The following is a 26,512-nucleotide window of genomic DNA, read 5'->3' as shown; positions in this document are numbered from 1 at the left end:
TTGCGGGTTGCGGGACGAGCCTTCCGATGGCTGGAGCCCTCGACAGCCCTCATGCCGAGTGGCCCGCCTTCTGGCGGGCGTCTCGAAGCACGCAGTCCGCAAGTCCACGGCGCCTCGCCGCTCAGACCTCGTCGGCTCCCACGGCCGCGAGCGCCGCGCGGGCGATCGCGATGTCGTCCTCGTCCGAGGCCGACCCGATCCCGATCCCGCCGACGCACGCCCCGTCGATGAAGACCGGCAGGCCGCCCGCCATGTCGGTGATGCGCCCGCCCGATGCGAAGGCGAGGCCGGTGGCGATGTCGGCCGGGATCCGCGTGCTCGGCCGCCGGTGCGAGGCCGACGTCTGGGCCTTGGCGCGGGCCGTCTCGATCGACAGGAACTTCGCCCCGTCCATGCGCACGAAGGCGAGGTCGACGCCGCTCTCGTCCACCACCACGACGTTGACGGGGGCGCCGAGGCGCGTCGCCTCCGCGACCGCCGCTGCGATCATCGCGAGCGCGCCGGCATGGGTGATCTTTCGCGCGGGACGAAAGGGGTCTCCGCTCACGCCAGAGAGCCTTGCACGCCCTCGACCAGGAAGGCGGTGGCGTCGAGCTCCGGCGCGTAGTTTCCGAGGGTCTGGCCAGCGGCCACGATCGTCGCGCCCTTGTTGTCCTTGATCGGGCCGACATAGATCGGCTTTCCGGCCGCAAGCTCGGCGATCGCGGCTTCGGCGGCCTTCCGCGCCTCCTCGGTCGCGCCGGCACCGTAGGGCGTGAGGCGCACCATGTCCTTGTCGAAGCCGCCCACGGCGACGTTCGGCAGCGGCTTGCCGCTCGCCAGAAGCTCGGCGAAGCCCTTGTAGATCGTCTCGTATTTGAGCTCCGCGCCGGTGACGAAGCCCTTGGGCGCGAGCGAGGCCTGGGAGGCGTTGTGGCCGCAGGACTTCACGCCGCGCGCCTCGGCGGTCTGCACGATGATCTTGGGGCTGTCGACATGGCAGGCGATCAGATCGCAGCCCTGGTCGATCAGCGAGTTGGCCATCTCGGCCTCGCGCACCGGCAGCGACCACTCGCCGGTGACCGCGAGCCTCACGGTGGCGTTCGAATTGGCCTTGCGGGCGCCGAGCGTGAACTGGTTGACCGAGCGCAGCACGATGCTGATGGGTTTTGCCGCGATGAAGCCGAGCTTGCCGGACTTCGACGACAGGCCCGCGGCGACGCCCGAAGCGTAGTGCGCCTGGTCGAGCGAGGCGAAGTAGCCGCCGAGGTTCTTCGGGTGCTTGTCGGCGCTCCAGAGCGTCGTCGGGTGCCGGAACTGCACGTCCGGATACTTCTTCGCCAGCTCGATCATGAACGGATTGAAGTAGCCGAACGAGGTGCCGAAGATGAGCTTCGCGCCGTCGAGCTCGATCATCGACTCCATCGTCTTCACGACGTCGATCGACTCCGGAACGCGCTCCTCCTCGAGCACCTTGACGCCAGGCGTCGCCTTCAGCGCGGCGATGGCGCTCGCGTGCGACTGGTTCCAGCCGAAGTCGTCGCGCGGGCCGACATAAACGACGCCCACGACGAGATTCTCGGCCGCGCGGACGGGTGCCGGGCGCAGGCCTGCGGCGGCGGCCAGCGTCGCGCCGCCGCTGGCGATCAGGAGAGAGCGGCGGTCGAGGCCGCGTGAGGTCAGGCGAGGCTCATGCGCATCGGTCATCGCGCGCTCCTGGCGTCTGCGGCCGCCGTCATGGCGGCGTCGCGGTCGGCGGAAGGGGGAGGGACCGGCGTCGCCGATGCGGCGCGCTGCCTTCATTCACCCCCACGCCAACCCATGACCGAAATCATGTATACGTGATGGCGCAACGCAAGAATACATTATGGGCGCCGGGGCTTCCAAACGGCGCAAAGATGCGGCGCCGGGCGGTCCGCGGATGCGAGGGCGCTCAGCCGGCGTAGCGTGCGAGCACGTCCGAAAGCGTCGCGGGCGCCGTGGGCGTTTCGGGAAGCGCCCGCGCCGTCACGGCGGCGAGATGGGCCGCCATCAAGGCTGCGGCGCGGTCCGCGTCTCGGGCCGCCAGCGCCGCGATCACGCCGCGATGCTCGGCGGTCGCGCAGTCGGACTGATGCGGCCGGCCGTGAACGGCGAGGATGAGCGAACTTCGCGAGACCACTTCCGAGACGTAGCGCGCGAGCAGCGGATTGCCGGTGAGCCCCGCCAGGACGATGTGGAACTCGCCGGCGAGCCGGCCGGCGGCGGCCGCGTCGCCCCGGCGGGCGGCCTCGTCCTCCTCGTCGACATGGGCGAGGAGGCGCGCCGCCATCTCGGGCGACCAGCGCTCGACGACGAGCCGCACCGTCTCGCGCTCGAGGCAGCGGCGGACCTCGAAGATCGCTCGGGCCTCCTCGACGCTCGGTGAGGCCACGGTCGCCACCCGCTTGCGCTGCGCGTCGACGAGCCCCTCGGACTGGAGCCGCGACAGCGCAGCGCGCGCCAGCGTCCGGCTGACGCCGAAATGCGCGCCGATCTCGTCCTCGCGCAGCTTCGCGCCGGGGGCGAGCGCCTGCTCGATGATGGCCCGGCGCAGCGCCTCGTAGGCTGCGTCCGCTCGCGTCGGCGTCTCCATGGTCTCCCGGACAGTGATCGGCGGGTCGCCCGCCAGACGCATCGTGTATACGCGATGCGTGCGTCATGCGCACGACGCCCAGCGGACTTGTGAGGGCGGCGGCCTCGACGGATGCGCCGGCCGTCGCCATGTTCCGTCCATGGCCCAGGCTGACGACGCCGCCCAACTGACCGACAAGGACTTCACCCGCATCGGGCGGGCGCTGGCGGAGCCGCGCCGCGTCCAGATCCTGCGCCAGCTCGGCGCCGCGTCGGAGCCGATGGCCTGCGCCGCTTTGCACGAGACGCAGGACATCAGCGCCGCGACCATGTCGCATCACATGAAGGAGCTGGAGACCGCGGGGCTGATTTCGATCGCCCGCGAGGGCCGCTGCGCCATCCTCACGCTCAATCGCGACCGCCTCTCGGCCTATCTCGCGCGCCTCGCCGCGATCTGACGGCGGCTGCGCCGTCGCAGGCCGCGTTTCGATCCGGCGATCACGGCGGACGCTCTTGCGGCATATGTTTCGATAATTACCTAACTATCGAAACATTTCGCCGAAAGGGAACTCCAATGAGCGAACTGACTGGAAAGACCGCCGTCGTCACCGGCGCCTCCAAGGGCATCGGCGCGGCCATCGCGCGCAGCCTCGGCAAGGCCGGTGCGTCCGTGGTGGTGAACTACGCGTCCGACAAGGCAGGCGCCGACAAGGCGGTGGCCGACATTGCGGCGGCCGGCGGCAAGGCCGTCGCCGTCCAGGGCGACGTTTCGAAGGAGGCCGACGTCCTGCGCCTGTTCGAGGAGACCGAAAAGGCTTTCGGCCGGCCCGACGTCCTGGTCAACAACGCCGGGATCTATCAGTTCGCGCCGCTCGAAGAGGTGACGGCCGAGCACTTCCACAAACACTTCGACATCAATGTTCTGGGCGCGCTGCTTGCGACGCGCGAGGCCGCCAAGCGGTTCGGGTCGGACGGCGGCGTGGTGATCAACGTCTCCTCGCTCGCGAGCCAGGTGGCGGTGCCCAACGCGTCGGTCTACAGCGCCACCAAGGGCGCGATGGACGTGCTGAGCCGCGTCCTCGCGGCCGAGCTTGGACCGCGCAACATCCGCGTGAACTCGCTGAACCCGGGCGCGGTCGAGACCGAGGGCACGCATACGGCCGGGGTCATCGGCTCGGATCTCGAAAAGCAGATGGTGGCCCAGACCCCGCTCGGCCGGATCGGCCAGCCGGACGACATCGCCGACGTCGCGGTGTTCCTCGCCTCCGACGCCTCGCGCTGGGTCACCGGTCAGACCATCAACGCCTCGGGCGGCGCGCGCTGACGGGGCGGGCGGGTCGGGGAGGACGCGAGCCGGCCGCCCGCGCCTGCTTCAATACGGCCGCCGTCGACGCGCCTCACGCTTCCTCATGTCGAGGAGCAGGCCGCAAGGCCTGCGTCTCGAAGCACGCATCGACCGCTGTGCGTCCTTCGAGACGGCCCTTCGGGCCTCCTCAGGATGAGGAGCGTGGAGGATGGCGAAGAGGGAGAGAGCCGAAGGTCCCCGGCCGACTCTTCTCCAGCGCCAACGCCTCCGAAAACCTCCGTCCTTCCTCATGCTGAGGAGCAGGCCGCAAGGCCTGCGTCTCGAAGCACGCAGCGACCGCTGTGCGTCCTTCGAGACGGCCCTTCGGGCCTCCTCAGGATGAGGAGCGTGGAGGATGGCGAAGAGGGAGAGAGCCGAAGGTCCCCGGCCGACTCTTCTCCAACGCCAATGCCTCCGAGAACCTCCGCCCTTCCTCATGCTGAGGAGCAGGCCGCAAGGCCTGCGTCTCGAAGCACGCACAGCGGTCGATGCGTCCTTCGAGACGGCCCTTCGGGCCTCCTCAGGATGAGGAGCGTGGAGGATGGCGAAGAGGGACGGAGCCGAAGGTCCGCGGCCGCCTCTTCTCCAACGCCAATGCCGCCTCCGAGAACCTCCGTCCTTCCTCGTGCTGAGGAGCAGGCCGCAAGGCCTGCGTCTCGAAGCACGCATCGACCGCTGTGCGTCCTTCGAGACGGCCCTTCGGGCCTCCTCAGGATGAGGGGCGTGGACGGCGGCGAAGCGGGCGTCGCCGCTTCGCCGCCGCCTCGCCTTCCAGTTCTGGCCCCGGCCTCAGACCCGTCCTGCAAACAGATCCTTCTTGACGATGGCGTGGACGCCCCAGTTGCCGTCCACCACCTGCGTCACGCCGAAATCGACCGCGATCGACATCAGCGACACCGCCTCGTCCTCGGTGAGCTTCTGGGTCGTCATCAGGAAGTGGCGCATCTTGCGGAAGGCGTCGCGCATCGCGAGGTCGACCGACGACTTGCCGTAGATCGCCGACTGCGCGTCGCTTCCGAGCTCCTTCAGATAATTGGCGAAGGAGAAGCCGTGGACGAGCCACTCGTCCTTGGTCTCGAGCATCGGATAGTTCAGCTCCTCGAGCGGCGTGCCGGCGAGGTCCGCCTTCTTGTGCAGGATGAGCTGGAACACGCCGGTCAGCGAGCACTCGATCGCGGTGCCGCAGAGCTCGCTGTCGCCCTGGCTCGCATGCGGGTCGCCGACCGAGAGCAGCCCGCCTTCGACCGCGACGGGGTAGTACATCGTCGCGCCTTTGCCGATGCGCCAGTTGTCGATGTTGCCGCCCACCCAGTTCGGCGGGATCGTGTCGACGAAGTCGACCTCGGCGGGCGCGAGCCCCAGCGTGCCGAAATGCGGGCGGATCGGGATCCTGACACCTTTCAGCACGTCGAAGTTCCGCGCGGTCTTCGAATGGTCGACCGGCACGCCCGGATAGTCGATCGTGGCGTGCTCCACCCCGAACGGGTCGGTCTGCGGCACCCATTTGAAATTGTAGACCGCCTGCGCCCAGCTCTTCGCGCCGGAGGCGTCGACCTCGTAGATCGTCACCACCTCGCGTTTCTGGCCGCCCAGCATGTCGTTGTAGTGGTAGCCCCACCAGGCGGCCGCGTTGGAGCCGAACGACTTGCCCTTGAAGGCCGGGTTGGCGCAGGCGCGGGGCGCGCAGTCGAGGATGCGCACCTCCAGCACGTCGCCGGGCTCGGCGCCGCGGACATAGACCGGACCGGTCATGACGTGGACGCCTTGGCCTTCGCCCGACCCTTTCTTATAGACCTTGGGGTCGGTCGGGCCGGCGCCGCGGCGATCGACGCCCTTCTTGTCCTTGGTCCAGAGGAAGACGCTTTCCGCGCCTTCGTCGCCCTGCACCATGCGCTCGGCGTCGTCGTTGGCGTGGTGGGTCAGCGTCTCGATGGTGACGATGTCGCCAGAGTCGCATTCGACGCGGGGTTTGAGCGTCTTCGAAAAATAGCCCCAGTGCACCGTGTCGGCGTTCGCGGGCAGGTAATGGTGCTTGCGCGTCGCCGGGGCCTTGGCGGCGGTCGCCTGCGCGAGCGCCGGCGTCACCAGCGACATGCCGCCGGCCGCAAGGCCTGCGAGACCGCCCGCAGCGACGAAGCTCGATTTCAGGAAGCTGCGCCTTTCAGAGGCGAGGTCGCGCTTCAACGCCTCGTAATGAAGCCCGAATTCCGGGCAGGACGGGTCGTCGCCTTGGCACATCGCCAGCTCTCGCTACTGTGAAATCGGGTCGGCGGACGCCGCGCGGCCTCCGCCCTAAAGACGCCAGCAAGCCCGGCGCCATCTGGCGTCCCAGATCGAGGAGACACCCATGCCGAAAGAGATTTTCGTGTCCTACGGGATCGACGTCGACGCCGTCGCAGGCTGGCTCGGCTCCTATGGCGGCGAGGACAGCCCCTGCGACATCTCCCGCGGCGTGTTCGCGGGCCGCGTCGGCTCGCCGCGCCTTCTGCGCCTCTTCGACAAGTGGGGGATCAAGACCACCTGGTTCATCCCCGGCCACTCGATCGAGACCTTCCCCGACGAGATGAAGGCGGTGGCGGCCGCCGGCCACGAGATCGGCATGCACGGCTACAGCCACGAAAACCCGATCGCCATGACGCCCGAGCAGGAGGAGGCGATCTTCGACAAATGCGTCGAGGTGATCGCCAAGCTCTCGGGGCAGGGGCCCCGCGGCTATGTCGCGCCGTGGTGGGAGTTCGGAGCCAAGACCAACGAGCTGCTCAAGAAAAAGGGCGTCCGCTACGACCACTCGCTGATGCACAACGACCACCACCCCTATTACGTGACGGTCGGGGACGAGTGGACCAAGATCGACTATTCGCAGCATCCTTCGACATGGATGAAGCCCTTCGTGTCCGGCGAGGAGACCGATCTCATCGAGATCCCGGCCTCCTGGCATCTGGACGACCTGCCGCCGATGATGTTCATCAAGGCAGCGCCCAACAGCCACGGTTTCGTGGATCCGCACGTCATCGAGCGGATGTGGCGCGACCAGTTCGACTGGGTCTACGAGAACTACGACTATGCGGTCTTCCCGCTCACCATCCATCCCGACGTTTCGGGCCGCCCGCACGTGCTTCAGATGCACCAGCGCCTCTACGACCACATGCGCGCCCATGACGGCGTGAAGTTCGTCGCCATGGAGGAGATCGCGGAGGATTTCGCGAAGCGCTATCCGCGGTCGGGGACGGCGCGGCCGATGTCCTGAGCGCCGGGGAGAGGAACTGTGTGCGTCGAGACGCCCGCTGACGCGGGCTCCTCACTATGAGGGGGGTCGAGGGCGCCTAAGCCCGAAGCCCAACTCATGCTGAGGAGGCCCGAAGGGCCGTCTCGAAGCACGCAGTCGGCTGATGCAGTTATAATCCACGGAGCACCACCATGTGCGGCCTCTGCGGCTCCTTCGCGCACGGCCACTGGAGCGACGGCGTCGCCTCGAACGCGCAGACGCCGACGGCCGAGCGGGCCCGCCGCGCCGCCGTCGCGAACGCGGCGCTCGCGCCCTTTGGGTTGACGCTGAAGTCCTGGGGCGGGCGCTACGTGCTCTCGTCGCGCACCGGCAAGGCCGCGGTGGTCGAGGGTTTCGGCGATCTCTGGCCGGCGGCCGAAAAGCTCGGGGGCCGCTCCTGCGATCCGCTCGACGCGACGGTGCTCGCCCGGCTGGAACTGGGCGCCTGATGAGCGCCCGCCTTCCCGTCGACGTCATCACCGGCTTTCTCGGCGCCGGCAAGACGACGCTGCTGCGCCGCCTGCTCGCGCGGCCGGAGCTCGCGGGGGCGGCGGTGCTCGTCAACGAGTTCGGAGAAATCGGGCTCGACCATCTGCTGCTCGAGCGGATCGACGGCGACGTCGTGCTGCTGAAGAGCGGCTGCGTCTGCTGCACGGTGCGGGGCGACCTGAAGGCCGCGCTCGAAGCCCTGCTCGGACGCCGGGCGCGTGGCGAGATCGCGTTCGACCGCGTCGCGATCGAGACCACGGGCCTCGCCGATCCCACTCCGGTCTTCGCCACGATCGCAGCGGACGCGGCGCTCAAACACCGTTTGAGGATGGGCGCGGTGGTCTGCGTCGTCGACGCTCTGAACGGCGCCGCGACGCTCGACGCCCACGACGTCTCGCTGCGTCAGGCCGCCGCCGCCGACCGCATCGTGGTCTCGAAGACCGACCTCGCGCCGCCCGAGGCTTGCTCCGCGCTCGCGGCGCGCCTGCGCGCCCTCAATCCCGTCGCCGAACTCCTTCTGCTCGACGCCGAGACGCCGCCGCCTGCGCTGTGGCTCACGGGGGCGGGCGAGGGACCGCCAAGCCGGTGGCGCGCCGACACGCCCGCGGCCGAGCCCGGGCACGACGCGCGCGCGTTCCTGCTTGAGGCGGAGGCGCCGCTAGACTGGGCGCGCTTCGGACTGTGGCTGTCGATGCTTCTCAACGCCCACGGCGACGACATCCTGCGGCTCAAGGGCGTGGTCGCGATCGAGGGCGTCGCCGGGCCGGTCGCGATCCAGGGCGTGCAGCGCGTCGTGCATGCGCCCGAGCACCTCGAGGCCTGGCCGGACGGCGATGCGCGGACACGCCTCGTGGTCATTGCGCGGACCATCGATCCCGAGCGCGTTCGGCGGTCGTTCCGGGCCTTCGTCGGGCGCGCCGGGACGAACGCGGCGGCGGCCTCCGCCTGAAGCGCCCGATCCGTCGCCGTCACGCCCGGCGGCGGCCGGACATCCATGACTTGTCGGGATCGTCGAGCGCGACGTCGAAGTCGTGGATACCCGCGCGAAGGCGCAAGCATGACGGCGAGGACACGGCTCACGCACTGCGAGATCCCCGCGCCGTTTCCGATCAATCGCCCAAAAATTAGGCGAACGCGCCATCACGGACGCGCGACCCCGTGCCCGTCTCCCGCAATCCGTGCGGTTGGCATGACCGTTGCTGCTTTCTTGAGCGACGCGAAGCCCGCGGGGGACAAAAGGGGCAAGATGCAGCAGGCCGCCACGATCGACATCGCTTCGCTGACCAAGAAATACGGCGACGACGCCGTCGCGGTCGACGCCATCAGCCTCAAGATCAAGGCCGGGACCTATTGCTGCCTGCTCGGCCCCTCGGGCTGCGGCAAAACCTCGACGCTCAGGATGATCGCCGGCCACGAGACCGCGACGTCCGGCGACATCAGGCTCGGCGACGTGGTGGTCACCGACCTGCCGCCCGCCAAGCGCCAGACCTCGATGATGTTCCAGTCCTACGCGCTGTTTCCGCATCTCGACCTTGTCGACAACGTCGCCTTCTCGCTGAAGATGAAGAGCGTGCCGAAGGCCGAGCGCCGCGCCAAGGCGCTCGACATGCTGAAGCTCATGCACATCGACCAATACGCCTCGCGCCGGCCCGCCCAGCTTTCGGGCGGCCAGCAGCAGCGCGTCGCGCTCGCCCGCGCGCTCATCACGAGCCCGCAGGCGCTGCTGCTCGACGAGCCGCTTTCGGCGCTCGATCCGTTCCTGAAGGTGAAGATGCGCCAGGAGCTGAAGCGCCTTCAGCGCGAGCTCGGCGTCACCTTCGTGCACGTCACCCACAGTCAGGAGGAGGCGATGGCGCTCGCCGACCTCGTGGTGGTGATGTCGAACGGCCGCATCGAGCAGGCCGCCGAACCGCGCGAGATCTTCCACCGGCCGGCGACCGCTTTCGTGGCGCGCTTCATGGGCGACCACAACGTGCTCGCCGGAAAGGTGAAGGAGCTCGACGCCGAGGGCGCGCTCATCGAGGCCCCGAACGGCGCCTCGTTCCGCATTCCCGGCGCGGATCACCTCGTCGTCGGCGAGACCGCGGAAGCCGCGGTTCGCCGCGACCGGATCGCGATCGGCGAAAGCCCGACCAAGGGGCTCGGCTTCACCGGCCATGTCCGCAACGTCGAGTATCGCGGCGGCTCGATGAAGGTGACGCTCGACGCGCCCGGCGTCGAGGACTTTACGGTCTACGCCGAGGAAAGCGCCTTCGACAGCGCCCCGCACGAGGTCGGACAGGCGGTTCCGCTGTCCTGGAGCCTCGCCGACGTCCACGTGCTCAAGCCCACCGCACACTGAGAAGACACCCAAGGAGACGACCAATGACCGACTCGACGGAAACGCCGCGCGGCCTTGACCGCCGGAGCCTTCTCAAGACCGGCGCGGCCGCGGCCGGCGTCGCCGCAGGTTCGGGCGCGATCACCGGCTTTCCGACCATCTGGGCGCAGAACATCAAGGACGTGACGCTGCGCCAGTTCGGCACCGGCGTGTCGAACCTCAACGCCATCGCCGAGAAGGTGAAGCAGGATCTCGGCTTCACGCTGCAGATGACGGCGCTGGATTCCGACAGCGTCACGCAGCGCACGGTGACGCAGCCCAACAGCTACGACATCGCCGACATCGAATACTGGATCTGCAAAAAGGTGTTCCCGACCGGCGCGCTGCAGCCGATGGACGTCAAGAAGATCAAATACTACGACAAGATCACGCCGATCTTCACCACCGGCAAGCTGACGCCCGAGAGCACGATCGCTCAAGGGACGGCGCCCCACACGGTGACCTTCGTCGAGGCCCCCGGCGCGAAGACCTTCGCCAAGGCCCCGACCGAGTGGATGACGCTGATCCCGACGATCTACAACGCCGACACGCTCGGCATCCGGCCAGACCTCGTCGGCCGCCCGATCGCCAACTGGAAGGACATCCTCGACCCCAAGTTCAAGGGCAAGGCGTCGATCCTCAACATCCCCTCGATCGGCATCATGGACGCCGCGATGATCTGCGAGAGCGCAGGCCTCATCAAATACGGCGACAAGGGCAACATGACCGAGGAGGAGATCGACAAGACCATCGCGGTCCTGATCGAGGCGAAGAAGGGCGGCCAGTTCCGCGCCTTCTGGAAGACCTTCGACGAGAGCGTGAACCTGATGTCCTCGGGCGAGGTCATCATCCAGTCGATGTGGTCGCCGGCGGTGACCGCGGTGAAGTCGAAGGGCATCCCCTGCGTCTACCAGCCGCTCGCCGAAGGCTATCGCGCATGGGGCGGGGGCCTCGGCATCGGCAAGAACGTCAAGGGCATCGTGCTCGACGCGGCCTATGAATACATCAACTGGTATCTGTCGGGCTGGTGCGGCGCCTACCTCAACCGCCAGGGCTACTATTCGGCCTGCCCCTCGACCGCCAAGGAGCACATGTCGGCGGAGGAGTGGGGCTTCTGGATGGAAGGCAAGCCCGCCGCCGCCGAGATCACCTCGCCGGACGGCAAGCCGATCGAGAAGGCCGGCGCGGTGCGCGACGGCGGCTCCTTCGAGAACCGCATGGGCAAGGTCGCTTGCTGGAACGCGGTCATGGACAAGGACCGCTACATGGTCCGCAAGTGGAACGAGTTCATCGCCGCGTGAGGATGCGCTTCGGCCCTAGTCCGCGACGCCTCCGCCCCCCTCTCCCGCGCGCGGGAGAGGGTAAGGGTGAGGGTCTGTCGCAGATCAGGGAGGTCGCTGGACGCCCCCTCATCCTTACCTTCTCCCGCAAGCGGGAGAAGGAGTCCCTACCGTCGAGCGAAAACGCATGACCGTCGCCGCTGACGCCTCCCCCACTTCAGTCGAGACCGAGGCTCCCCCGCGCAAAAGGCGCCTCGCGCTTCCGCTCGCGCCCTATCTCCAGGCCGCGCCGCTCGCGCTGATCCTCGGCGCGTTCCTGCTGCTGCCGATCGCCGCGATCGTGATCGTCAGCTTCTGGGACTATGACAGCGTCCAGATCTACCCGGCCTTCGTGACGCTCAACTACGAGGAGAGTCTCGGCTCCTGGGTCACCTGGTCGACCTTCCTCAACACGCTGAAATTCGTCGCCATCGTCTGGGCCATCACGCTCGTGGTGGGCTTCTGGGTGGCGTATTTCCTCGCCTTCCACGTCCGCACCTCGAAGATGCAGACGGTGCTGTTTCTCGTCTGCACGGTGCCGTTCCTCACCTCCAACATCATCCGCATGATCTCGTGGGTGCCGTTCCTCGGGCGCAACGGCCTGCTGAACTCCGCGCTCGTCGAACTCGGGATCGTGCCCGCGCCGCTCGAATTCCTGTTGTTCTCGGAGTTCGCCGTCGTCCTGGCGATGGTGCATCTCTACGCGCTCTTCATGGTGACGCCGATCTTCAACACGCTGGTGCGCATCGACCGGTCGCTGGTCGAGGCCGCGCGCGACGCCGGCGCGTCGAGCTGGCAGATCCTCACCAACGTCATCATTCCGCTGGCCAAGCCCGGCATCGCCATCGGCTCGATCTTCGTCGTGACGCTGGTGCTCGGCGACTTCATCACCGTGCGCTTCATGTCCGGCGGCCAGTCGGCCTCGATGGGGCTGATGATCGCGAACCAGATCTCGCTGCTGCAATATCCGGCCGCCGCCGCCAACGCGGTCGCGCTGCTGATCCTCGTGCTGCTGATGATGGCCGCGATCCTGAAGATCGTCGACATCCGGAAGGAGCTGTGATGGCGCTCCGCCGCCTTTGTCCCGGCCTTGAGCCGGGACCCAGAACCGATGCGGGCGCCGAAAGAGGCGGCTGCGTTGAGGTCCACTTCCAGAGCGTGCCGTTTCTGGGTCCCGGCTCAAGGCCGGGACAAGGAAGGAGCGCCGGATGACCTCTGACCGGCGCACGCTCGAATTCTATCTGCTCGCGGCTTTCTTCGCCCTGTTCGTGCTGTTCCTCTACGGCCCGCTCTCGACCATCCTGATCCTGTCGTTCCAGGGCCCGAACGGCGGCCTGACGTTCCCGATGAACGGGGTCTCGACGCGCTGGTTCCAGAACCTGTTCGAGACGCAGGCCGTCGGCGATTTCGGCGGCTCCTTCACCCGCTCGGCGCTGCTCGGCCTGATGGTGATGGCGACGACCGTGGTGGTCTCGCTGCTCGCGGGCCTGGCCTTCCGGCGCGGCTTCTTCGGCGCGACGCCGCTGTTCTATCTCGCGATCTCGAGCCTCGTCGTGCCCTCGATCCTGGTGAGCCTCGGCATCGGCCTGTCGTTCCAAATCCTCGGGCTGGAGCCGACCTGGTGGAGCTCCGCCTTCGGCGCGCATCTCACCTGGACGTTGCCTTTCGGCGTGCTGATCATGTTCGCGGTGTTCAACCGTTTCTCGCCGGCCTACGAGGAGGCCGCGCGCGACCTCGGCGCCTCGAGCTGGCAGGCCTTCGCCCATGTGGTGCTGCCCATCATCGCGCCGAGCCTGGTCGGCGTCGGGCTGTTCGGCTTCACGCTCAGCTATGACGAGTTCGCCCGCACGCTGATGACCGCGGGCTCGTTCAACACGCTGCCGCTCGAAATCTACGGCATGACCACCAACGTCACGACGCCGGTGCTCTATGCGCTCGGCGCGGTGACGACGCTGGTCTCGTTCGGCGTGATCGGGGTCTCGCTCGCCGCGATCGCCGTCATCGCGCGCCAGCGCAAGAAGCTCGGCGTGTCCTGAAGCTCGGTCCGCGCCGCAAAGCCGGCGGGGACGAGCCGATCACGAGCAGGGACGGCGAGGAGAGGATCGATGGACCTGCCGATCGTCGACGTCGCGCCCTTCATCGACGGCGGCGAGGCCGCCAAGAAAGCAGTCGCGCGCGCCTTCGGCGATGCGCTTGAGACCACGGGTTTCGCCGTCGTGGTCGGGCATGGCGTGCCCGAAAGCCTCGCGACCGCCACCTACGACGCCATGAAGCGTTATTTCGCCCGAGACGTCGAGGCGAAGCTCGCCGACAAGGCGCCCGAGAAGACCAAGGGCCGCGGCTATCTGCCCATGGGGATCGAGAGCGTCGCCAGGACGCTGAAGGGCGAAACCCTGACGGACCTGTGCGAGGCGCTCGTGTTCAACGCGCCGCATCGCGAGGGAAGGGCGGTCAAGCCGAACATCTGGCCCGCCGAGCCGCCGGAGCTCTCCGGCCTCGTGCGCGAGTGGTGCGGCGAGATCCTGACGCTCACCGATCGGCTGACCCGGCTTTCCGCTCTGGCGCTCGATCTGCCCGAGAACCACTTTGACCCCGTCTTCGAGGATCCGGCGCTCACCCTTCGCTTCGTGCACTATCCCGATCAGGTCGAGCCGCCGGCTCCCGGCCAGCTGCGCTACGGCGCCCATCACGACTATGGCGGGCTCACCATCCTGCGGCAGGACCAGGCGCCCGGCGGCCTCGAGGTCGCGGACAAAGAAGGCGTCTGGCATGAGGCCGGCGTCGTCCCGAACAGCTTCGTCATCAATGTCGGAGACCTGCTCGCCCGCTGGACCAACGATCGCTGGAGATCGACGCTCCACCGGGTCTCGAACCCCAACCGCGCGCTCACCGGCTCGACCGCGCGGCTTTCGATGGTGGCGTTCACCGCGCCGAACGAGGAAGCCGAGGTCGCCTGCCTGCCGAGCTGCTGCGACGAGGCGAACCCGCCGCGCTACGCGCCGGTGAAGTCCGGCGAATACATCTGGTCGAAGATCGCGGCCTCGCACGACATCTCGACGGCCGCATAGGCGCTGCCGCGCCCTCCGGCGCTCAGGCGGCGAGCCGACGCTCGACGATCCGCGCCAAGAGGCTCGCGCCGACCGGCAGGATGGCGTCGTCCAGCACGAAGCCGGGATTGTGCAGCGGCAGGTCGCCCGCATGGCCGACGCGGGCGTAGCAGCCCGGCGCCTTGCGCAGCATGTCGGCAAAATCTTCCGAGCCCATCATCGGCCGCGGCCGGGTGATCAGCCCCGTGTCGCCCACGACGTCCCGCGCGGCCTCCGCCATGGCGGCGGTCTCGCTTTCGGTGTTGATCAGCACGTCGAACACGTCGCGAAGGTCGAGCGTCACCTCGACCGCGTAGGTCGCCGCGATCCCGGCGCAGATCTCCTTCATGCGCTTGCGGGCGAGCTCCATCATCGTCGGGTCGAAGGCGCGGATCGTGCCGGTCAGCGTCGCCTCCTCGGGGATGACGTTGTAGGCCGAGCCCGAATGGACCTGCGTCACCGACAGAACCAGCGACTCGAACGGGTTGGCGTTGCGGGAGACGATCGACTGCAGCGCCATGACGAGCGCCGAGGCCGCGACGACCGGATCGCGCGACATCTGCGGCATCGCCGCGTGGCTGCCCGATCCGACGATCTTCACGTCGAAGAAGTCGGCCGCCGCCATCGCCGGGCCGGGGAAGACCGAGATTTCGCCGGGCTCCAGATAGGGGTCGTTGTGGAGGCCGTAGATCTCGTCGACCGGGAATTTCTCGAACAGCCCGTCGGCGATCATGGCGCGCGCGCCGCCGAGCCCTTCCTCGGCGGGCTGGAACACGAACACGGCCGTGCCGGGAAAGTCGCGCTTTTCCGCCAGATAGCGCGCGGCGCCGAGCAGCATGGTGGTGTGGCCGTCATGGCCGCAGGCGTGGGAGACGCCCGCGTTGTTCGAGCGCCACGGCAGGTTGGTGGTCTCGACGATCGGCAGCGCGTCCATGTCGGCGCGAAGGCCGATGGCGCGGCCGGGGCCGCCGGACCCCTTCAGGACGCCCACGACGCCCGTGCCGCCGATCCCGCGATGCACCTCGACGCCGTAGGAGGCGAGCTTTTCGGCCACCACGCCCGATGTGCGGGTCTCCTGAAAGCCGATCTCGGGGTGGGAATGGAGGTCGCGGCGCAGCGCCGTCATGTCGTCGGCGAAGGCGAGGATCTCGGGGAGGGCGGGCATGCTGGAGTTCCCTTGTAAGTGCTGACACGCCTCAGTCAGTCATGCCCGGCGGAGCCGGGTATCCACGACTTACTGAGATCGTAGGGCTCTACGTCCAAGTCGTGGATACCCGCGCGAAGGCGCGGGCATGACGGCCGAGGTTCGGGCGGCCATGTGAGCTAGCCCTTCTTCTCCATGTTCCAGAACACCGGGATCGGGGCCTTGACCACGCCCGACACGGAGGCCCGCCAGGCGGCCGGCTGGCGATACTGGCCGAGCGGCACATAGATCACCTGGTCATAGACCCGAGCCTGAACCTTCTCGGCGATCTGCTTGCGCTGGTCGTCCGTCTCGGCGGCCGCGAAGTCGGCGCGCATCTTCTCGAGCTCGGGATCGTCCGGCCAGCCGAAGAAGCCGGTCTTGGCGCGGCCGTTGATCATCGGATTGACGATCGGGTTCCAGACCTCCGGGATCACCCAGTTGGTGAAGAACATGTTCCAGCCGCCCTCGGCGATCGGCTTCTGGCTCGCGCGGCGGGCGACCAGCGTCTGCCAGTCCATCGGCTGGAGATCGACCTTGAAGCCTGCGGCGCGCAGCAGCTCGGTCGCCACCACCGGCTGCGAGGAGGTCGAGGGCGTGTCGGTCGGGTGCATGATGACGACGGGCGTGCCGTCGTATCCCGCCTCCTTCAGCAGCGCCTTCGCCTTCTCGACGTCGCCGCTCTTGGCGATGGTCGCGGCGCCTTCGCCGGCCTCGGTCGAAAGCGGAGTGCCGCAGCCATAGACCGAAGGGCAGGTCTGGAAGAATTCGGGATCGCCGATCAGCGCCTGCAGCACGCTCTCCTGGTTGAGCGCGTAGAGCGCCGCCTTGCGGATGCGGATGTCGTTGAAGGGCGGATAGAGGAAGTTCATCCGGCCCATCGTCTGCGAGCCGAGCTCGTTGTAGAAATCGACCTTCACGTCGTCGGGGACAGCCTGCAGCAGGGGCAGCAGGTCGACGGGCGGCTGCTCCATGTAGTCGATCTCGCCCGTGACCAGCGCGTTCACCGCGGTCTGCATGTCGGGCATGTTGATCCACTCGACGCGGTCGACCTTCACGGCCTTTCCGCCCGCCATCCAGTTCGGCGCCTCGGCGCGCGGCTTGTAGCCCTCGAACTTCTCGTAGACCGTGCGGTCGCCCGGCCGATACTCGGCCTGAACGAAGCGGAACGGGCCGGAGCCGACGATCTCCTTGACGGCCGTCGTGGGAGGCGTCTCGGCGAGGCGCTTGGGCATCATGAAGGGCACGTAGGAGGCGGGCTTGGCGATGAGGTCGAGCACGTAGCGGAAGGGCTTCTTCAGCTTCAGCACGATGGCCTTGTCGCCGTCCGCGGTGATGCTCTCGACGGAGTCCATCAGCATCTGGCCGCCGGCGTCGCGCGCGCCCCAGCGCTTGAGCGAGGCGACGCAGTCGTCCGCGGTGACGGGCGCGCCGTCGTGCCAGGTCAGGCCGTCGCGCAGCGTGAACGTGTAGGTGAGCTTGTCGTCCGAGACCTTGAAGTCCGCCATCTGCGGGGTCGGCTCGTACTTGCTGTTCATCGAGAGCAGCGTGTCGAACACCATGTAGCCGTGGTTGCGGGTGATGTGCGCCGTGGTGACGATCGGGTCGAGGATGTTGATCCCCGAATGCATCACGACCTTGATCGTCGTCTTGGTCTGCGCCGCCGCGCGCTCGGGCGGCGTGAAGGCGAGAGCCGCCAGCGCAAGCAGGCCAAGGGCGACGGGAGGGAGTGAGCGGACGCGCTTCGCTGACATGGGCGGGGCCTCGCTTGAGCTTCCGGGCGGCGTTTCGGGCCGCGACTGCGGCCAACATAGCGCGCGCTCGCCGCCGCCCATCGATTGGGCGCGCACAAATTAGCGACGCGACCGCTCATTGCTTGATCACTTCTAAACCCGGGGCCATGGTGAGCGGCCCACTGCGCGCCTGTCGTCGTCTGACGGTCCGGGCATGGCACGATCTCTGCAGACGGATTGGCTGGCGCGCCAGGCGCCAGCTTGCGGCCCACGCCGCTACCGGGAGACACCGATGGATCGTCGCACTTTCCTTCAGGCCTCGATTGGCGCGGGACTTATCGGAGCGACCGGTTCGCTCGCCGCGCCCTCCATCGCGCTCGGCGCGGCGAAGAAGACCCTGAAGTTCGTGCCGCAGGCGAACCTCGCCAACTTCGATCCGATCTGGGGAACGCAATACGTCGTCCGCAACGCCGCGGCGCTGGTCTGGGACACGCTCTACGGCGTCGACGAGAAGCTGCAGCCGCAGCGCCAGATGGTGGAGAGCGAGACCGTCTCCGATGACGGCCTTGTCTGGACCTTCAAGCTGCGCTCGGGGATGAAGTTCCACGACGGCGAGCCCGTGCTCGCCAAGGACGCGGTGGCCTCGGTCGCGCGCTGGTCGGCCCGCGACCCGATGGGCCTGATGATCCGCGTCATCCAGAACGAGCTCGTCGCGGTCGACGACCTCACGTTCAAGTGGTCGCTGAAGAAGCCCTATCCGAAGATGCTGCTGGCGCTCGGCAAGAACAACGCGCCGTGCTCCTTCGTGATGCCGGAGCGGATCGCCAAGACCGACCCCTTCACCCAGATCAAGGAATATGTCGGCTCCGGGCCGATGAAGTTCGCGCAGAAGGAATGGGTGCCGGGCGCGATCGCGGTGTTCGAGAAGTTCGAGGACTACAAGTCCCGCGACGAGCCCGCCTCGTGGCTCGCCGGCGCCAAGCGCATGATGGTCGACCGCATCGAGTGGATCATCATGCCGGACCCCGCGACCGCGCTCGCGGCGCTCCAGAACGGCGAGATCGACTGGTGGGAGAACCCGCTCTCCGACCTCGTGCCGGTGCTGCAGGGCAATTCCGACGTGAAGGTCGACATCGCGGACCCGCTCGGCAATGTCGGAGCCTTCCGCATGAACCACCTCTATCCGCCCTTCGACAAGGTGGAGGTGCGCAAGGCCGTGCTCACCGCGATGAGCCAGGAAAACTACATGCGGGCGATCGTCGGCTCCGACGACAATCTTTGGAAGCCGATGCCCGGCTTCTTCACGCCCGGCACCCCGTTCTACAGCGAGCAGGGCGGCGACATCCTGAAGAAGGCGAGCATCGACGAGGCCAAGAAGTTGCTCGAGAAGGCCGGCTATGACGGCACGCCCGTGACCTGCGTGGTGGCGCAGGACAACCCGATCACCAAGGCGCAAGGCGACGTGACCGCCGACCTTCTCCGCCGCATGGGCATGACCGTCGACTTCGTGGCGACCGACTGGGGCACGGTCGGGGCCCGGCGCGCGTCGAAGAAGCCGCCGAAGGAAGGCGGCTGGAACATGTTCCACACCTGGCACGCGGGCGCGGATTGCCTGTCGCCCGCCGGCTACAACGCGCTGCGCGCCAACGGCGAGAAGGCGTGGTTCGGCTGGCCCAACAGCCCCAAGACCGAAGAGGGCATCACGGCCTGGTTCGAAGCGGCTGATCTCGAGGCCGAGAAGGCGGCGCTGGCCAAGACCAACGAGGCGGCGGTGGACGACGTGGTCTACGGCGTCACCGGCTTCTTCCTCAGCTACCAGGCGTGGCGCAGCAACGTACAGGGCGTGAAGAGCGGCCCGCTGCCGTTCTTCTGGGACGTGACCAAGGAGGCGTGAGCCGGTGGCGCATGGCCGAGGCCAACTGCGTGCTTCGAGACGCGACGGCGAAACGCCTTCGCTCCTCAGCATGAGGATGGTTTGTGCTTTGGCGCCCACCCACCCCCCTCATGCTGAGGAGCAGGCCGGAGGCCTGCGTCTCGAAGCACGCACTTCGTTGATCCCGGGCTCGTTCGAAGGGAGCGGCTGATGTCCTCGGTCGTCCTGCGCCGCATCCTCTCGACCATCCCCGTCATGGGGGTGGTGGCGCTGTTCGTCTTCAGCCTGCTCTACGTCGCGCCCGGCGATCCGGCCGCGGTGATCGCGGGCGACCAGGCCTCTCCCGAGGACGTCGAGAAGATCCGCGCCGGGCTCGGTCTAGACCGGCCCTATCTCATCCGCTTCTTCGAATGGGTGGGGCAGATCCTGTCCGGCGACCTCGGCACCTCGATCTTCACCAACATGCCGGTCACCACCATGATCGCGCAGCGCGTCGAGCCGACGCTTTCGCTCATGATCGTGACGCTCATCATCGCGGTCGGCGTCGCGGTGCCGATGGGCGTCGTGGCGGCGTGGAAGGCCGACACCTGGGTCGACCGTTCGGCGATGGCCTTCGCGGTCTTCGGCTTCTCGACCCCGGTCTTCGTGGTCGGCTACCTCATCGCCTATGTGTTCGCGCTGAAGCTCGGCTGGTTTCCGGTCCAGGGCTACAAGCCGATCTCGGCGGGCGTCGGCCCGTGGATCCAAAGCCTGATCCTGCCGTCCGTGACGCTCGCGCTCGTCTACATCGCGCTGATCGCCCGCATCACCCGCGCCGCGATGCTCGACGTGCTCGGCCAGGACTACATCCGCACGGCCAAGGCCAAGGGCGTCGGCCAGCGGCGCATCCTCTTCGTGCACGGGCTGAAGAACGCGGCGGTGCCGATCGTCACCGTCATCGGCATCGGCGTCGCGCTGCTCATCGGCGGCGCGGTGGTGACCGAGAGCGTGTTCGCGATCCCGGGCCTCGGCCGCCTCGTGGTCGACGCGATTCTGCGGCGCGACTACCCCGTGATCCAGGGCGTCGTGCTGCTCTTCAGCTTCGTCTACGTGCTGGTCAATCTCGCCGTTGACCTCGTCTATGTCTGGGTCGATCCGAGGATCCGCTACTGATGGCCGTCGAAGCCAGGACCCTCGCGCCTCCGCCCGGCCTCAAGGTCGCCGAGGAGCTGCCCGACGTCATTCCCGCGCGCAAGCCCCTGAAAGGGTTTTGGGGCGTCGTCCGCCGCCGGCCCGCGGCGGCGCTCGGCGGCGCGATTTTGCTCGCGATGATCGCGGTCGCGGCGTTCGCGCCGCTGCTCGGGACCGTCGACCCCGGCGAACTCGCGCCGTCGCGACGGCTGCGGCCGCCTTCGGCCGACTTCTGGTTCGGCACCGACATGCTTGGCCGCGACCTCTATTCGCGCGTGGTCTACGGCGCGCAGGTCTCGCTCGTCGTCGGCTTCTCGGTGGCGGTGCTCGCCTCCGTCTTCGGCCTCGCCATCGGGCTCGTCTCGGGCACCGTGCGCTGGATCGACGGCGTCGTGATGCGGCTCATCGACGGCATGATGTCGATCCCGCCGATCCTGCTCGCCGTCGCGCTGATGGCGCTGACCCGCGGCTCTCTGCAAAACGTCGTCATCGCCATCACGCTCGCCGAAATCCCGCGCGTCGCCCGGCTGGTGCGCGGCGTGGTGCTGTCCTTGCGCGAGCAGCCCTATATCGACGCGGCGATCGCCGCCGGCACGTCGACGCCGATGCTCGTCATCCGCCACATCCTGCCCAACACGCTCGCGCCCATGACCGTGCAGGCCACCTACATCTGCGCCTCCGCCATGATCGTCGAGGCGATCCTGTCGTTCATCGGCGCGGGCGTGCCGCCGATCACGCCGTCCTGGGGCAACATCATGGCGGAGGGCAGGGCGCTCTGGCAGGTGAAGCCGACGATCGTGTTCTTCCCCGCGATCTTTCTGTCGCTCACCGTCCTCGCCGTGAACCTCCTCGGCGACGGCCTGCGCGACGCGCTCGATCCCCGCATGGCGAAGAGCTTGTGATGGGAGATTCTCTCCCGAACCACCGGCGTCATGCCCGGACTTGGTCCGGGTATCCACGACTTGGGCGTAGAGCGCGCGGCCCAGGAAGTCGTGGATACCCGCGCTGCCGCGCGGGCATGACGGCGGCGTCGCCGGAGTACGCCTGATGCCCCTGCTCGAAGTCGACCGTCTCCAGACCCACTTCCGCACTCCCGACGGAGTGAACCGGGCGGTCGACGGCGTCTCGTTCCACATCGACAAGGGCGAAACGCTCGCGGTCGTCGGCGAAAGCGGCTGCGGCAAGTCGGTCACCGCCATGTCGATCATGCGCCTGATCGCCGAGCCGCCCGGCAGGTCCGCGGGCGAGATCCGCTTCGAGGGCAAGGACCTGCTCAAGCTCTCCGAGAAGGAGATGCGCAAGATCCGCGGCGACGACATCTCGATGATCTTCCAGGAGCCGATGACGAGCCTCAATCCGGTGCTGAAGGTCGGCCGGCAGATCGGGGAGTCGCTGCGGCTCCATCAGGGGCTCGGCCGCGCCGCCGCCGAGGACAAGGCGGTCGAGATGCTGCGCCTCGTCGGCATTCCCGAGCCCAAGCGCCGGGCGGGCGAATATCCGCACCAGCTTTCGGGCGGCATGCGCCAGCGCGTGATGATCGCCATGGCGCTCGCCTGCTCGCCGAAGCTGCTGATCGCCGACGAGCCGACCACAGCGCTCGACGTCACCATCCAGGCCCAGATCCTTGACCTGATGCGCGACCTCAAGCAGCGCGTCGGCGCCGCGATCCTGATCATCACCCATGACCTCGGCGTCGTGGCCGAGGTCGCCGACCGCGTGGTGGTGATGTACGCCGGACGCAAGGTCGAGGAGGCCCCAGTCAACGACCTCTTCGCCGACCCCAAGCATCCCTACACCCGCGGTCTTCTCGGGGCGGTGCCGAAGCTCGGATCCTCGCTCGACGGCGAGGCCGAGCGGCTCGCCGAGATTCCCGGCATCGTGCCGAGCCTGAAGAAGAAGATCGAGGGCTGCGTGTTCGCAAGCCGCTGTCCCGACGCCGAGGACGTCTGCCGCCAGTTCGCGCCGGCGCTCGAGGAGAAGGCGCCGGCCCATCTCGCCGCGTGCCATTTCTCGAACCGCGACGCCGCGGAGGCCGCGGCGTGAGGGGAAAGCGCAGCCCTTGTCCCGGACTTGATCCGGGACCCAGAACCGACGGCGCTTCCAAAGGAGACGGCGGCCGTCGCGATCATCTGAGAAACCGCATCGGTTCTGGGTCCCGGATCAAGTCCGGGACAAGAGGGGGAGACGCCCCATGACCGCCCCGCTGCTCGAGGTCAACGACCTCAAGATGCACTTCCCCCTCGGCGGGGCGCTGTTCGGCGAACGGCGCTACGTCTATGCGGTCGACGGGCTGTCGTTCCGCGTCGAGCGCGGCGAGACGCTGTCGCTCGTCGGCGAGAGCGGCTGCGGCAAGTCCACCGTCGGACGCGCCATCCTGCGCCTGCTGAAGCCCACGGGCGGCCAGGTGGTTCTCGCGGGCAAACGCATCGACGACATGGGTTCGGCCAAGCTGCGGCCCTACCGGCGGCGCGTGCAGGTCGTGTTCCAGGATCCGTTCTCGAGCCTCAATCCGCGCATCCGGGTCCGCGACGCGCTCGCCGAGCCGATCAACAATTTCGGGCTGGCGAAGGACAACGCCGAACTGACCCGCAAGCTCAACATGCTGATGGACAAGGTCGGCCTGCCAAGGGAAGCGCTCGGCCGCTGGCCGCACGAATTCTCTGGCGGCCAGCGCCAGCGCGTCGGCATCGCCCGCGCGCTTGCGGCCGAGCCCGACCTCATCGTCTGCGACGAGGCAGTGTCGGCGCTCGACGTCTCGGTCAAGGCGCAGATCGTCAATCTGCTTGGCGATCTGCAGAAGGAGCTCGGCCTCGCGCTTCTGTTCATCAGCCACGACCTCGCGATCGTCGAGCATATGACGCATCGCGTCGCGGTCATGTATCTCGGAAAGATCGCCGAGATCGGGACCAAGCGGCAGATCTTCGCGCGGCCGCGCCACCCCTACACCGAGGCGCTGCTCTCGGCCGTGCCGACGCCGGACCCGCTGGCCAAGCGCGAGCGCATCATGCTGAAGGGCGACGTTCCGAGCCCGATCAGCCCGCCCAGCGGTTGCCGTTTCCACACCCGCTGTCCCTATGCGTTCGACCGCTGCAAATCGGAAGAGCCGCGACTGCGCGAAGTAGAGAAGGGCCACGAGGCCGCCTGCCACCTCAATGACCGCGACGCGCAGGACAATCCGCTGCTGAGCGGGGCGCGGGCGTGATGCGCCTTCCTTGTCCCGGACTTGATCCGGGACCCAGAGCCGTCGGCGCTTCCGAAATAGGCGGCGGCCGCGGCGGTCGCCAAAGCAACCGTCTCGCTTCTGGGTCCCGGATCAAGTCCGGGACAAGCAGGCGGCGGGTCCGGAGAACGCTATGACGGCGGCGGCTCCCGACCTCATCCTCCGCGGCTCGCGGGTCGTCGATCCCTCCCAGAACTTCGACGGGATCGCCGACGTCGCCTTCACGGACGGCAAGGTGTCGGGCTTCGGGCCAAACCTCCCCGGCGGAGCGCAGACAGACATCCGCGACGTCTCCGGCGCGATCGTCACGCCCGGGCTGATCGACCTCCACACCCATGTCTATTGGGGCGGGACGTCGCTCGGCGTCGACCCCGACGCGTTCTGCCGGCTCTCGGGCGTCACCACCTCGATCGACACCGGCTCGGCCGGCCCCGGCAACTGGGCGGGCTTTCGCAAGCACGTCATCGAGCGCGCGGAAGCGCGCGTGCTCGCCTATCTCCACGTGTCCTTCGCGGGCATCTTCGGGTTCTCGAAGACCGTGATGGTGGGCGAGAGCGAGGACATCCGGCTCATGGCGCCGAAGGAGGCCGCGCAGGTCGCCGACGCGAACCGCGACCTCATCGTCGGCATCAAGGTCCGGGTCGGCCGTCATGCCTCGGGCGACCAGGGAACCGCGCCGCTCGACATCGCGCTGCAGGTCGCCGACGAGGTCGGCATGCCGCTGATGTGCCACATCGACCATCCGCCGCCCTCCTATGAGGAGGTGCTGGCGATGTTGCGGCCGGGCGACGTGCTGACCCATGCTTTCCGCCCGTTCCCCAATGCGCCCTGCACGGCGCAGGGCACGGTGAAGCGCGCGGTGCGGGAGGCGCGCGAGCGCGGCGTGCTGTTCGACATCGGCCACGGCATGGGCAGTTTCTCGTTCAAGACCGCGCGCGCGATGCTGGCGCAGGGGTTCGCGCCCGACACCATCTCGTCGGACGTCCACCAGCTCTGCATCGACGGTCCGGCCTTCGACCAGGTGACGACCATGTCGAAGTTTTTGTGCCTCGGCATGGCGCTTCCCGACGTCGTCCGCCGCTCGACGGCGAACGCCGCCTTCGCCCTGAAGCGGCCGGACCACGGCTCGCTGAAGGTCGGCTCGCTTGGCGACGCAACGGTGCTGAGCGTGCGCGAGGGCGCGTTCGACTATGTCGATACGGTCGGAGAGCATATGACGGGGGCGCAGAAGATCGTCTCGGAGGGCGTCGTGCTGAAGGGGAAGTGGTGGCACTCGGCCGAGGGGACGGCGTTCGGGAAGAAGGTTGCGGCATGACCGCCGAACAGAAACTCGCCGAACTCGGCCTGACGCTGCCTGACACCTACACGCCGGTCGCGACCTATGTGCCGGCCAAGCGCGTCGGAGACCTGCTGTTCCTCTCGGGGCAGGGACCGCGGCTCGCGGACGGCTCGCACCATGTCGGCAAGGTGGGCGCGGAGGTCTCGGTCGAGGAGGCGAACGGGCACGCCAGGCTTGTGGGCCTTGGCCTGCTGGCCGCGATGAAGGCTGCGGTCGGCGATCTCGACAAGGTCGAGATCGTCAAGCTTCTGGGCATGGTCAACGCCGCGCCGGACTTCACCCAGCATCCGCAGGTGATCAACGGCTGCTCGGACTTGCTGGTCGCCGTGCTGGGCGAGCGCGGACGGCATGCGCGCTCGGCGGTCGGCATGGGCTCGCTGCCGAACGGCATGACGGTGGAGATCGAGGCGATCGTCCGGATCCTGCCGTGACGGCTCTGGCGGCGCGCATCGCGCAGGAATTCGGCACGCCCGCTGTCGTGGTCGATCTCGACGTCGTCGAGGCCAACATCACGCGCGTTCAGGCGCTCTGCGACGCCGCGGGCCTCGCCTGCCGGCCCCATGTGAAGACGCACAAGTCGCCGGTGCTGGCGAAGCTTCAGGTGGAGGCCGGGGCGCGCGGGATCACCTGCCAGAAGCTTGGCGAGGCCGAGGTGATGGCGGCGGGCGGTCTCGACGACATTCTGGTGAGCTACAACATTCTGGGCGAGCGCAATCTTGGCCGTCTCGCGGCGCTGATGGGCCGCGCGAAGATGACGGTGGCGGCCGACAGCGCGACGACCGTCGACGGCCTCGCAGGCGCCGCGGCGGCCGCTGGCCGCACGCTCGACGTCGTGGTGGAGTGCGACACCGGCATGAGGCGCGCGGGCGTCGAGACGCCGGGCGAGGCGGTCGCGCTTGCGAGACGCATCGCCGCGACGCCGGGCCTCGCCTTCGCCGGGCTGCTGCTCTACCCGCCGCCGGACCGCTGGGCCGAGACCCAGACCTTTTTCGATGCGGCGCGGGCGGGACTGCGGGACGCGGGGCTCGACTGCCGCATCGTCTCGACCGGGGGCACGCCGAACCTCGCGCATCTCTCCGCGCTCAAAGGCGCGACCGAGCATCGGCCGGGCACATACATCTTCAACGACCGCATGCAGATGGCGGCGGGCGTCGCTCGGCTCGAGGACTGCGCGGTCGCGATCTGTTCGACCGTCGTCAGCCGCGCGGGAGCAGATCGCGGGATTCTCGACGCGGGCTCGAAGATGCTCACGAGCGACCAGTTCGGACAGACGGGGTTCGGGCTCGTGCTGGAGCATCCCGACGCCGCCGTCAACGCGCTGTCGGAGGAGCACGGGTTTCTCGACCTCTCGGCCTGCGCTTCGAAGCCCGGGATCGGCGACGTGGTGCGCGTCGTGCCGAACCATGTCTGCGCGGTGATCAATATGGTGGATCGGCTCGTCGCGGTGCGGGGCGGGGAGATCGTGGGGGAGCTTGAGGTGGCGGCGCGGGGAAGGTCCGTCTGAGGCGAACTGCGTGCTTCGAGACGGTCCTTCGGACCTCCTCAGCATGAGGAAGGTCG

General features: G+C 68.2%; 24 protein-coding genes. 18 read left to right on the top strand and 6 right to left on the bottom strand.

The genetic code is table 11. The features are described 5' to 3' along the window. Window positions 1-121 precede the first annotated feature (121 nt). The 3 genes from ACFOWB_RS17855 to ACFOWB_RS17845 form a co-directional block, all read right to left on the bottom strand. On the bottom strand, window positions 122-547 hold the full coding sequence (locus ACFOWB_RS17855) for a GlcG/HbpS family heme-binding protein (protein ID WP_261403473.1): 426 nt from the start codon (window positions 545-547) through the stop codon (window positions 122-124). Then, complete coding sequence (locus ACFOWB_RS17850) at window positions 544-1,686, bottom strand: BMP family ABC transporter substrate-binding protein (RefSeq protein ID WP_261403472.1); 1,143 nt, start codon at window positions 1,684-1,686, stop codon at window positions 544-546. The genes ACFOWB_RS17855 and ACFOWB_RS17850 overlap by 4 nt, the downstream gene beginning before the upstream one ends. Window positions 1,687-1,912: 226 nt before the next feature. Continuing rightward, window positions 1,913-2,593, bottom strand: a complete 681-nt coding sequence (locus tag ACFOWB_RS17845; protein WP_378148612.1) for a GntR family transcriptional regulator — start codon at window positions 2,591-2,593, stop codon at window positions 1,913-1,915. A 139-nt stretch (window positions 2,594-2,732) separates the two neighbouring features. Here ACFOWB_RS17845 and ACFOWB_RS17840 point away from each other — a divergent pair, with 139 nt between their 5' ends. Next, on the top strand, window positions 2,733-3,029 hold the full coding sequence (locus ACFOWB_RS17840; RefSeq protein WP_261403470.1) for an ArsR/SmtB family transcription factor: 297 nt from the start codon (window positions 2,733-2,735) through the stop codon (window positions 3,027-3,029). A gap of 116 nt (window positions 3,030-3,145) precedes the next feature. Beyond that, window positions 3,146-3,895, top strand: a complete 750-nt coding sequence (locus ACFOWB_RS17835; protein WP_261403469.1) for an SDR family NAD(P)-dependent oxidoreductase — start codon at window positions 3,146-3,148, stop codon at window positions 3,893-3,895. Window positions 3,896-4,705: 810 nt separating this feature from the next. On the opposite strand, the gene ACFOWB_RS17830 is transcribed toward ACFOWB_RS17835, so the two are convergent. Then, complete coding sequence (locus ACFOWB_RS17830) at window positions 4,706-6,154, bottom strand: acetamidase/formamidase family protein (RefSeq protein ID WP_261403468.1); 1,449 nt, start codon at window positions 6,152-6,154, stop codon at window positions 4,706-4,708. Window positions 6,155-6,263: 109 nt separating this feature from the next. On the opposite strand from ACFOWB_RS17830, the gene ACFOWB_RS17825 reads away from it, so the two are divergent. The 8 genes from ACFOWB_RS17825 (at window position 6,264) to ACFOWB_RS17790 (ending at window position 14,416) form a co-directional block, all read left to right on the top strand. Continuing rightward, window positions 6,264-7,163, top strand: a complete 900-nt coding sequence (locus tag ACFOWB_RS17825) for a polysaccharide deacetylase family protein (protein WP_261403467.1) — start codon at window positions 6,264-6,266, stop codon at window positions 7,161-7,163. Between the two features lie 170 nt (window positions 7,164-7,333). After that, the gene (locus tag ACFOWB_RS17820) at window positions 7,334-7,630 is read left to right on the top strand and encodes a hypothetical protein (protein ID WP_261403466.1); all 297 of its coding nucleotides are present in this window, start codon (window positions 7,334-7,336) and stop codon (window positions 7,628-7,630) included. Then, window positions 7,630-8,619: a CobW family GTP-binding protein gene (locus ACFOWB_RS17815; protein WP_261403465.1), complete on the top strand. Its 990-nt coding sequence runs from the start codon at window positions 7,630-7,632 to the stop codon at window positions 8,617-8,619. Before ACFOWB_RS17820 ends, ACFOWB_RS17815 begins: the two co-directional genes overlap by 1 nt. 297 nt (window positions 8,620-8,916) lie before the next feature. Next, window positions 8,917-10,011, top strand: coding sequence for an ABC transporter ATP-binding protein (locus ACFOWB_RS17810; protein WP_261403464.1), 1,095 nt, complete (start codon window positions 8,917-8,919; stop codon window positions 10,009-10,011). A gap of 23 nt (window positions 10,012-10,034) precedes the next feature. Continuing rightward, a complete protein-coding gene (locus ACFOWB_RS17805; protein WP_261403463.1) occupies window positions 10,035-11,330 on the top strand; it encodes an ABC transporter substrate-binding protein in 1,296 nt (431 codons plus the stop codon). A 166-nt stretch (window positions 11,331-11,496) separates the two neighbouring features. Continuing rightward, on the top strand, window positions 11,497-12,411 hold the full coding sequence (locus tag ACFOWB_RS17800; RefSeq protein ID WP_261403462.1) for an ABC transporter permease: 915 nt from the start codon (window positions 11,497-11,499) through the stop codon (window positions 12,409-12,411). Window positions 12,412-12,556: 145 nt separating this feature from the next. Next, window positions 12,557-13,384 (top strand): ABC transporter permease, encoded by an 828-nt coding sequence (locus ACFOWB_RS17795; RefSeq protein WP_261403461.1) that lies wholly within the window; start codon window positions 12,557-12,559, stop codon window positions 13,382-13,384. A 69-nt stretch (window positions 13,385-13,453) separates the two neighbouring features. Then, window positions 13,454-14,416, top strand: coding sequence for an isopenicillin N synthase family dioxygenase (locus tag ACFOWB_RS17790; protein ID WP_378148606.1), 963 nt, complete (start codon window positions 13,454-13,456; stop codon window positions 14,414-14,416). 22 nt (window positions 14,417-14,438) lie between these two features. On the opposite strand, the gene ACFOWB_RS17785 is transcribed toward ACFOWB_RS17790, so the two are convergent. Next, window positions 14,439-15,599 carry a M20 aminoacylase family protein gene (locus ACFOWB_RS17785; protein ID WP_378148604.1) on the bottom strand — a complete coding sequence of 387 codons (1,161 nt, stop codon included), beginning with the start codon at window positions 15,597-15,599 and terminating at the stop codon, window positions 14,439-14,441. A 158-nt stretch (window positions 15,600-15,757) separates the two neighbouring features. Continuing rightward, window positions 15,758-17,371: an ABC transporter substrate-binding protein gene (locus ACFOWB_RS17780; RefSeq protein WP_261403460.1), complete on the bottom strand. Its 1,614-nt coding sequence runs from the start codon at window positions 17,369-17,371 to the stop codon at window positions 15,758-15,760. A gap of 271 nt (window positions 17,372-17,642) precedes the next feature. Between ACFOWB_RS17780 and ACFOWB_RS17775 the strand changes: the two genes are divergently transcribed. The 8 genes from ACFOWB_RS17775 (at window position 17,643) to ACFOWB_RS17740 (ending at window position 26,456) form a co-directional block, all read left to right on the top strand. Further along, window positions 17,643-19,244 carry an ABC transporter substrate-binding protein gene (locus ACFOWB_RS17775; protein WP_261403459.1) on the top strand — a complete coding sequence of 534 codons (1,602 nt, stop codon included), beginning with the start codon at window positions 17,643-17,645 and terminating at the stop codon, window positions 19,242-19,244. A gap of 189 nt (window positions 19,245-19,433) precedes the next feature. Further along, on the top strand, window positions 19,434-20,375 hold the full coding sequence (locus tag ACFOWB_RS17770; RefSeq protein WP_378148600.1) for an ABC transporter permease: 942 nt from the start codon (window positions 19,434-19,436) through the stop codon (window positions 20,373-20,375). Then, a complete protein-coding gene (locus tag ACFOWB_RS17765; RefSeq protein ID WP_261403458.1) occupies window positions 20,375-21,295 on the top strand; it encodes an ABC transporter permease in 921 nt (306 codons plus the stop codon). The genes ACFOWB_RS17770 and ACFOWB_RS17765 overlap by 1 nt, the downstream gene beginning before the upstream one ends. A gap of 145 nt (window positions 21,296-21,440) precedes the next feature. Next, window positions 21,441-22,436, top strand: coding sequence for an ABC transporter ATP-binding protein (locus tag ACFOWB_RS17760; protein WP_261403457.1), 996 nt, complete (start codon window positions 21,441-21,443; stop codon window positions 22,434-22,436). A 148-nt stretch (window positions 22,437-22,584) separates the two neighbouring features. Beyond that, on the top strand, window positions 22,585-23,595 hold the full coding sequence (locus tag ACFOWB_RS17755) for an ABC transporter ATP-binding protein (protein ID WP_261403456.1): 1,011 nt from the start codon (window positions 22,585-22,587) through the stop codon (window positions 23,593-23,595). Between the two features lie 151 nt (window positions 23,596-23,746). Then, the gene (locus ACFOWB_RS17750) at window positions 23,747-24,928 is read left to right on the top strand and encodes an amidohydrolase/deacetylase family metallohydrolase (protein ID WP_261403455.1); all 1,182 of its coding nucleotides are present in this window, start codon (window positions 23,747-23,749) and stop codon (window positions 24,926-24,928) included. Continuing rightward, the gene (locus ACFOWB_RS17745) at window positions 24,925-25,383 is read left to right on the top strand and encodes a RidA family protein (protein ID WP_261403454.1); all 459 of its coding nucleotides are present in this window, start codon (window positions 24,925-24,927) and stop codon (window positions 25,381-25,383) included. Before ACFOWB_RS17750 ends, ACFOWB_RS17745 begins: the two co-directional genes overlap by 4 nt. Beyond that, window positions 25,380-26,456 (top strand): D-TA family PLP-dependent enzyme, encoded by a 1,077-nt coding sequence (locus ACFOWB_RS17740; protein WP_378148597.1) that lies wholly within the window; start codon window positions 25,380-25,382, stop codon window positions 26,454-26,456. Before ACFOWB_RS17745 ends, ACFOWB_RS17740 begins: the two co-directional genes overlap by 4 nt. Window positions 26,457-26,512 lie beyond the last annotated feature (56 nt).

This window comes from Chenggangzhangella methanolivorans, from assembly GCF_042648545.1.
In the GTDB taxonomy this organism is placed as follows: Bacteria; Pseudomonadota; Alphaproteobacteria; order Rhizobiales; family Methylopilaceae; genus Methylopila; species Methylopila methanolivorans.
This window is presented reverse-complemented; position numbering and strand designations above follow the sequence as displayed.

Excerpts from the sequence above, each read along its gene's own strand:
- ACFOWB_RS17850 (WP_261403472.1), bottom strand. The coding sequence starts at position 1,686 with ATGACCGATGCGCATGAGCCTCGCCTGACCTCACGCGGCCTCGACCGC.
- ACFOWB_RS17845 (WP_378148612.1), bottom strand. The coding sequence starts at position 2,593 with ATGGAGACGCCGACGCGAGCGGACGCAGCCTACGAGGCGCTGCGCCGG.
- ACFOWB_RS17840 (WP_261403470.1), top strand. The coding sequence starts at position 2,733 with ATGGCCCAGGCTGACGACGCCGCCCAACTGACCGACAAGGACTTCACC.
- ACFOWB_RS17835 (WP_261403469.1), top strand. The coding sequence starts at position 3,146 with ATGAGCGAACTGACTGGAAAGACCGCCGTCGTCACCGGCGCCTCCAAG.
- ACFOWB_RS17830 (WP_261403468.1), bottom strand. The coding sequence starts at position 6,154 with ATGTGCCAAGGCGACGACCCGTCCTGCCCGGAATTCGGGCTTCATTAC.
- ACFOWB_RS17825 (WP_261403467.1), top strand. The coding sequence starts at position 6,264 with ATGCCGAAAGAGATTTTCGTGTCCTACGGGATCGACGTCGACGCCGTC.
- ACFOWB_RS17820 (WP_261403466.1), top strand. The coding sequence starts at position 7,334 with ATGTGCGGCCTCTGCGGCTCCTTCGCGCACGGCCACTGGAGCGACGGC.
- ACFOWB_RS17815 (WP_261403465.1), top strand. The coding sequence starts at position 7,630 with ATGAGCGCCCGCCTTCCCGTCGACGTCATCACCGGCTTTCTCGGCGCC.
- ACFOWB_RS17810 (WP_261403464.1), top strand. The coding sequence starts at position 8,917 with ATGCAGCAGGCCGCCACGATCGACATCGCTTCGCTGACCAAGAAATAC.
- ACFOWB_RS17805 (WP_261403463.1), top strand. The coding sequence starts at position 10,035 with ATGACCGACTCGACGGAAACGCCGCGCGGCCTTGACCGCCGGAGCCTT.
- ACFOWB_RS17800 (WP_261403462.1), top strand. The coding sequence starts at position 11,497 with ATGACCGTCGCCGCTGACGCCTCCCCCACTTCAGTCGAGACCGAGGCT.
- ACFOWB_RS17795 (WP_261403461.1), top strand. The coding sequence starts at position 12,557 with ATGACCTCTGACCGGCGCACGCTCGAATTCTATCTGCTCGCGGCTTTC.
- ACFOWB_RS17790 (WP_378148606.1), top strand. The coding sequence starts at position 13,454 with ATGGACCTGCCGATCGTCGACGTCGCGCCCTTCATCGACGGCGGCGAG.
- ACFOWB_RS17785 (WP_378148604.1), bottom strand. The coding sequence starts at position 15,599 with ATGCCCGCCCTCCCCGAGATCCTCGCCTTCGCCGACGACATGACGGCG.
- ACFOWB_RS17780 (WP_261403460.1), bottom strand. The coding sequence starts at position 17,371 with ATGTCAGCGAAGCGCGTCCGCTCACTCCCTCCCGTCGCCCTTGGCCTG.
- ACFOWB_RS17775 (WP_261403459.1), top strand. The coding sequence starts at position 17,643 with ATGGATCGTCGCACTTTCCTTCAGGCCTCGATTGGCGCGGGACTTATC.
- ACFOWB_RS17770 (WP_378148600.1), top strand. The coding sequence starts at position 19,434 with ATGTCCTCGGTCGTCCTGCGCCGCATCCTCTCGACCATCCCCGTCATG.
- ACFOWB_RS17765 (WP_261403458.1), top strand. The coding sequence starts at position 20,375 with ATGGCCGTCGAAGCCAGGACCCTCGCGCCTCCGCCCGGCCTCAAGGTC.
- ACFOWB_RS17760 (WP_261403457.1), top strand. The coding sequence starts at position 21,441 with ATGCCCCTGCTCGAAGTCGACCGTCTCCAGACCCACTTCCGCACTCCC.
- ACFOWB_RS17755 (WP_261403456.1), top strand. The coding sequence starts at position 22,585 with ATGACCGCCCCGCTGCTCGAGGTCAACGACCTCAAGATGCACTTCCCC.
- ACFOWB_RS17750 (WP_261403455.1), top strand. The coding sequence starts at position 23,747 with ATGACGGCGGCGGCTCCCGACCTCATCCTCCGCGGCTCGCGGGTCGTC.
- ACFOWB_RS17745 (WP_261403454.1), top strand. The coding sequence starts at position 24,925 with ATGACCGCCGAACAGAAACTCGCCGAACTCGGCCTGACGCTGCCTGAC.